5 protein-coding genes are annotated in these 5,515 nt (G+C 63.6%); 1 reads left to right on the top strand and 4 read right to left on the bottom strand.

The window, feature by feature from the left end; all coding sequences use genetic code 11:
* Positions 1 to 509: 509 nt before the first annotated feature.
* On the bottom strand, positions 510 to 1,403 hold the full coding sequence (locus tag IT775_RS20980) for a phytanoyl-CoA dioxygenase family protein (protein ID WP_212703202.1): 894 nt from the start codon (positions 1,401 to 1,403) through the stop codon (positions 510 to 512).
* A gap of 174 nt (positions 1,404 to 1,577) precedes the next feature.
* On the opposite strand from IT775_RS20980, the gene IT775_RS20975 reads away from it, so the two are divergent.
* Complete coding sequence (locus tag IT775_RS20975; RefSeq protein WP_212703201.1) at positions 1,578 to 2,564, top strand: quinone oxidoreductase family protein; 987 nt, start codon at positions 1,578 to 1,580, stop codon at positions 2,562 to 2,564.
* Between the two features lie 44 nt (positions 2,565 to 2,608).
* Here the strand turns inward: IT775_RS20975 and otnC are convergent, their stop codons facing one another.
* Genes otnC through ltnD form a run of 3 tightly spaced genes read right to left on the bottom strand, consistent with a single transcriptional unit; the run spans position 2,609 to position 5,399 of the window.
* Positions 2,609 to 3,256 carry a 3-oxo-tetronate 4-phosphate decarboxylase gene (otnC, locus tag IT775_RS20970; RefSeq protein WP_212703200.1) on the bottom strand — a complete coding sequence of 216 codons (648 nt, stop codon included), beginning with the start codon at positions 3,254 to 3,256 and terminating at the stop codon, positions 2,609 to 2,611.
* Positions 3,253 to 4,503 (bottom strand): 3-oxo-tetronate kinase, encoded by a 1,251-nt coding sequence (gene otnK / locus IT775_RS20965; RefSeq protein WP_212703199.1) that lies wholly within the window; start codon positions 4,501 to 4,503, stop codon positions 3,253 to 3,255. The genes otnC and otnK overlap by 4 nt, the downstream gene beginning before the upstream one ends.
* Positions 4,503 to 5,399, bottom strand: a complete 897-nt coding sequence (ltnD, locus tag IT775_RS20960) for an L-threonate dehydrogenase (protein WP_212703198.1) — start codon at positions 5,397 to 5,399, stop codon at positions 4,503 to 4,505. Before ltnD ends, otnK begins: the two co-directional genes overlap by 1 nt.
* Positions 5,400 to 5,515 lie beyond the last annotated feature (116 nt).

The following is a 5,515-nucleotide window of genomic DNA, read 5'->3' as shown; positions in this document are numbered from 1 at the left end:
AGGTGCCCGAAGGTCTTCCTCTCCGCAATCGCGCTCGCTGCAACCGTCATCTATTGGCTATGAGTCCTGACCCTAGGCAAAACTTGTCCATGCCATTTCGTGGCGATTCAGGTTGAAAATTAGGTCATAGAACTATCGGCTGATTAGTTGTCAATTTTATCCCATAAGTTGAATAGGATATTGTTGGAGTTTATAATAAAGTGTAAATCCAAGGCCCAAATGCTTGGCTGGGCGGCTGACCCGACAGGGGGATATGGGGCGGGTATTGCTTCGTTTCAGGGATGAAAGCATTGCGGCGATTGGAGCCGAGGGGACGTTATCCCAAAGGCTGGCGCCGAGGCCCAACGCTATTGCCCGACGTATCAATCCCTGTCGGCACCGAAGGTGCGATCGAACTCGGAGCAATCCGCTGTTGAAGCCGTGCTTCGTCAGGTTGCGGAGAGGTTCCGGTAAAGAGGTCCGACGGCGCAGAACCTGACGAGCCTTCGTTCCGACAAGCTGCCAGGAGTTCAGTCCTTGCTGCTGCCGGAATAAAGACCGACCGTCTTGTCTGCTCCTTCCGTAAGCGCCTCGGCCCGCGCTGCGCGGATTTCATCGAAAAGCGTCAGGCTTTCGGGCGAAAAGAGCTCGGTTGGCGGGGCGAAATGCAGGAAATTTCCGGTTCGGTCGACGCCGCGGGCCAGCATCGCGTAGTCGCGCTTGGCCTGATGCTGCCGCGCGTTCGGGTTGAGATAGCGGATCGCGAAGCCGATGCGGCGGTCGTCGGAACTGTTCGGCCCCGATCCGTGAATGGTCAGCCCGTGATGCAGCGACATCTGGCCCGGCTGCAGCACGATATGGGTCTTGTCCTCATCGGCGACCTCGACCGCGATTTCCTGCCCGCGCGACAGCAGGTTGTTTTCCGAAAACGTGTCGACATGCGGCAGGATCGGGTTCTTGTGGCTGCCCGCGACGAAATCCATGCAGCCGCTTTCCACCGTGGCGGGCGACAGCGCGATCCAGGCGGTCACCTGGTCCGAGGTTTCGCCCATCCCCCAATAGGTCAGGTCCTGATGGGTGCCGACGATATGGGTGGTGTGGGGTTCCTTGATGAAGAATTCCGCCGACCAGATCAGAAGGTCGGGGCCAAGCACGCCCTCGACCGCGTCCAGCACGCGCGGATCCATCGCCATGCGCGCGGCCAGCGGTATCACGCAATTCGAATTGATCCGCTTGTATTGCAGCAGCGGGTGGGGCAGGTCGGCCCCGCGCCAGTCACGTTCGATCCCTTCCAGTTCGGCGCGCAGAGCGGCGGCCTCGGTTTTGGGAAAGACCTGCAGCGGAAACAGGAACCCGTCGCGCCAGTATTGTTCCTTCTGCGCTTCGGTCAGTTTGCGGTTTTCAAGCCGGATCGGGTCGGGCATGGTCTTCTCCTAAGTGGCCATAGGGGTGATTGAAAATGGTATACCATTTTATCATTAGTAAGTTACAATCGCTGTGAAAAGCCAGTTCAAACAGACATGAAGGCAGCAGAAGCGCGCTATGCCGCGCAACAGCTGGCATCGCCGGCAAGACAGAAACAATAGAAAGGCGACGAGATGAGCCAGACCAGTGTGAAGACAGTCATTATTGAGGAATTCGGCGGACCCGAGGTGATGAAGTTGGCCGAACGCGAGGTCGGCGAGCCGGGTCCGGGCGAGATCCGCATCCGCCACAAGGCCTGCGGCCTGAACTTCATCGACGTCTACCAGCGCACCGGCCTTTACCCGCTGCAACTGCCCACGCCCCTGGGCATGGAAGCCGCCGGCGTGGTCGAGGCGGTGGGCGAGGGGGTGACCCATCTCAAGCCCGGCGACCGCGCCGCCTATGCCTCGATGCCACCGGGGTCTTATTGCGAGGCGCGGGTGATGCCCGCCGCGCAGGTCTGCCCGCTGCCCGATGGCATCTCGTTCGAGGAAGGCGCGGCAATGATGCTGAAGGGGCTGACCGTCCAGTACCTGTTCCGCCGCACCACGCCGATCGCCAAGGGTGACACGGTTCTGTTCCACGCGGCGGCGGGTGGCGTCGGCCTGATCGCCTGCCAATGGGCGCGCTCCGAAGGGATAACCCTGATCGGAACCGCAGGGACCGACGAGAAATGCGCACTGGCCAAGGAAAACGGCGCCACCCATGTGATTAACTACCGGACCGAGAATTTCGAGGAGAAGGTGAAGGAGATCACCGGCGGCGCGGGCGTCGACGTGGTGATGGATTCGATTGGCAAAGACACGTTCGAGGGCTCGACCAACTGTCTCAAGCCCTTCGGCATGATGATCACCTTTGGCAATGCCTCGGGCAAGGTGCCGCCGGTCGATGTCGGCATGCTGGCAGCGAAAGGATCGATCAAGCTGACGCGACCGACGCTGTTCACCCATATCGCCGATCACGCCACCTGCCAGCAGATGGCGCAGGACCTGTTCGAAAAGGTGACGTCGGGGGCGGTCAAGATCCACATCGATCAGCGGTTCCCGCTTGACCGGGTTGCCGACGCGCACCGGGCGCTGGAAGCGCGCCAGACCACCGGCGCGACGATCCTAGAAGTCTGACGAAAAAGGCTGCGGCGGGCTGTATCGGCCCGCCGCGGCGCACCTTAATCCCAGTCCACCTCGAAGGTCTTTACCACGTCGGCGATCTGCGCGTCGGTCAGTTCCACCGCGTCGCTGCCGCGCAACAGCAGGGTCAGTTTCGCGGTTTCTTCCAGTTCCTCGATGGCAAAGATCGCCGCTTCCAGGTTCTTGCTCGCCACGACCGGGCCATGATTGGCCAGCACCACTGCAGAACGTTTCCCGGCCAGCCCGCGCACAGCGTCGCCCATCGCCGCATCGCCGGGGCGGAAGTAGGGCAGCAGCTTCACCTTGCCCAGCCGCATGATCGAATAGGCGGTGAGCGGACGCAGCATGTTGTCCGGATCGGTTTCGGGCAGCATCGACACGGCCACCGAATGGGTCGAATGCAGATGCACCACCGCGCCTGCGCTTTTGCGCGTTTCGTAAAAGGCCGAATGCAGAGGCATTTCCTTGGTCGGCTTGTCGCCGTCCACATGCCGTCCCTGCGCGTCGAACCGGCTCAGCCGGGCCGGATCAAGCCTGCCGAAGCTGCTGCCGGTGGGCGTGACCAGCAGCCCGCCGTCTTCGGTACGGGCCGATATGTTGCCCGACGCGCCGCCGGTCAGGCCGCGGTCGAACATCGAGCGAGCCCAGAAACAAATGTCCTCGCGAAGTTTGCTGTCGTTCGTCATGCGTCGGCCTCCAGCCGCCAGGCGGCCTTGGAAAAGAAGTCCTCGGCACCAAAATTGCCCGATTTCAGCGCCAGGACAAGGTTTTCGCCCGCCCGCATGGCCGGTACGCCGGGATCGATTTCAGGGCCGATCTGCATCGCGTCGGGGGCCAGCGCTTCGACCACCGCGCCTGAGGTTTCGCCGCCAGCGCTGATCAGCCTCGTGACTCCACCCGCAACAAGCGCGCTGGCGGTGTCGGCAAAAAGCGCCTCCAGTCGTCCCGCCACGGCGTCGGTGCCGAACTTGTCCTGTGCCGCACGCACCACGTCCGGGTCGGCCGAGGAATAGATCAGCGGGATACCGTCCTGTGCCAGCGCCCAATCGGCTAACTCCGCCGCATTGACCGCGCCAGCCATCACCGCCTCGGCGGTGACTTCGCGGGCCGGGTTGGTTTCGCGGTGCAGCGCCACCTGCGCCCGCGTCGCATTGGAGCAGGATCCCGACAGCGCCGCCACCTTGCCGGTCTGGCCGCGCCAGTCACTGGCATTGCCCGCCAGCAATCCGCGGGCGCGGAAATTTTCCGGTAGGCCCAGGGCGATGCCCGACCCGCCGGTGATCAGCGGCAGCCCGTCCGCGATCCGTCCCAGTACCAGAAGATCGTCGTCGCGCACCGCGTCGGCCACGATCAGGCGGTGCCCCTTGCCATCTTCTTCTGTCAGCCGAGCGTCGGCGGAATCGGCACCGCCCCAGATCGCGCTGGCGGGCAGATGCCCTACGGTTCCCTTCGTCTGCCGCGCCAGCCAGCGCCGCAGGTCGGGATCGGTCATCGGGGTCAGCGGGTGGTTTTCCATCCCGCTTTCGCTCAGCAGCCGGTCGCCGACGAACAGGTGACCCTGATAGATCGTCCGCCCCGTCGCGGGGAAGGCGGGACAGACCAGCACTTTGCGCGCGCTCAAAGCATCGGCCAGCGCTTCGGCCACCGGGCCGATATTGCCTGCGGGCGTACTGTCGAAGGTCGAGCAGTATTTGAACAGGATCTGTTCACATCCCTGCGCCAGCAGCCAGTCCAGCGCCTTCAGCGACAGGTCGATGGCATCGCGGGCGGGGATCGAGCGCGACTTGAGCGCGACAACGCCGGCTTCGACATCGGGTAGGGCAGGAATGTCGGGCACGCCGACATATTGCACCGTGCGCATTCCCGATTTGGTCAGGGTGTTGCCAAGGTCGCTCGACCCGGTGAAATCGTCACCGATACAGCCCAGTAGCATCAAGCATCCCCCGGCAGTTTGAGCCCCGCCTGCGCGGCATAGATCTTGGTGATCGCGGCGTCGTCTTGCAGGCCCAGCCCGGCCTCGGCAGCGCGGCGATAGAGTTCAAGCGCGGCGGCAGTGATCGGTACGTCCAGATCGGCGCTGTCCGCGATTTCCGACACGATGCCAAGGTCCTTGGGCCAGATATTGATCGCCGAACGCGGGGTATAATCGGCGTCGCGCACATGCGGGGCGCGGTTTTCGAACATCCACGACGTGCCCGCCGACTGGGAAATCACCTCGATGATCCGGTCGACCGTCAGGCCCTGGGTCAGGCCGAAGGCCAGCGCTTCGCCCATCGCGGCGATATGCACGCCGGCCAGCAACTGGTTGGTGGCCTTCATCGCCGAACCCGGCCCCGCCGCATCGCCCAGACGATGCACCGTTTCGGCCATCGCCTCCAGCGCGGGGGCGGCGGCCTCGAAAGCCGCTTCGCTGCCCGACGCCATGATCGACAGTTGCCCCGCTGCGGCCTTGATTGCCCCGCCCGAGATCGGAGCGTCGAGGTAGAGCAGCCCCTTGGCCTGTGCCTTTGCCTCCATGTCGCAGGCGAAGGCGGGGGGCACGGTGGCGCAGGACAGGATCACCCCGCCTTCCGCCAGCCGTGCGGCGTAATCCGGTGCGCCGAACAGCACCGTTTCGGTCTGTGCCGCGTTGAGAACGACCGAGACAAGGATATCCACCCGTGCATCGCCCAGGTCTTCGACGGACAGCCCGCCCTTGGCGCCAAGATCGCGCACCTTCTGCGCGTCGATGTCGGCGCCATAGACTTTGTGCCCGGCCCGCAGCAGAGAGCCCGCCATGCCGAAGCCCATCGAGCCCAGCCCGATCACGAGAATTGATTTCGATTGCATTGGTCGTCCTCTGATACGCGCCGCTCAGTCCGCCGCGACGGTTTCCTGGCGCTGGCTGCCCAGCCCTTCGATTTCCACTTCCATGACGTCGCCGGGGCGCAGGTAGCGCGGCGGTT

The organism is Thalassovita aquimarina (assembly GCF_018219815.1).
In the GTDB taxonomy this organism is placed as follows: domain Bacteria; phylum Pseudomonadota; class Alphaproteobacteria; order Rhodobacterales; family Rhodobacteraceae; genus Thalassobius; species Thalassobius aquimarinus.
Note: the sequence above shows the minus strand (reverse complement) of the source record. Positions and strands in the feature narration are given on the sequence as shown.

What these genes read in the sequence shown, in the direction of transcription:
- otnC (WP_212703200.1), bottom strand. Translation starts at nt 3,256, where the DNA reads ATGACGAACGACAGCAAACTTCGCGAGGACATTTGTTTCTGGGCTCGC.
- ltnD (WP_212703198.1), bottom strand. Translation starts at nt 5,399, where the DNA reads ATGCAATCGAAATCAATTCTCGTGATCGGGCTGGGCTCGATGGGCTTC.
- IT775_RS20980 (WP_212703202.1), bottom strand. Translation starts at nt 1,403, where the DNA reads ATGCCCGACCCGATCCGGCTTGAAAACCGCAAACTGACCGAAGCGCAG.
- otnK (WP_212703199.1), bottom strand. Translation starts at nt 4,503, where the DNA reads ATGCTACTGGGCTGTATCGGTGACGATTTCACCGGGTCGAGCGACCTT.
- IT775_RS20975 (WP_212703201.1), top strand. Translation starts at nt 1,578, where the DNA reads ATGAGCCAGACCAGTGTGAAGACAGTCATTATTGAGGAATTCGGCGGA.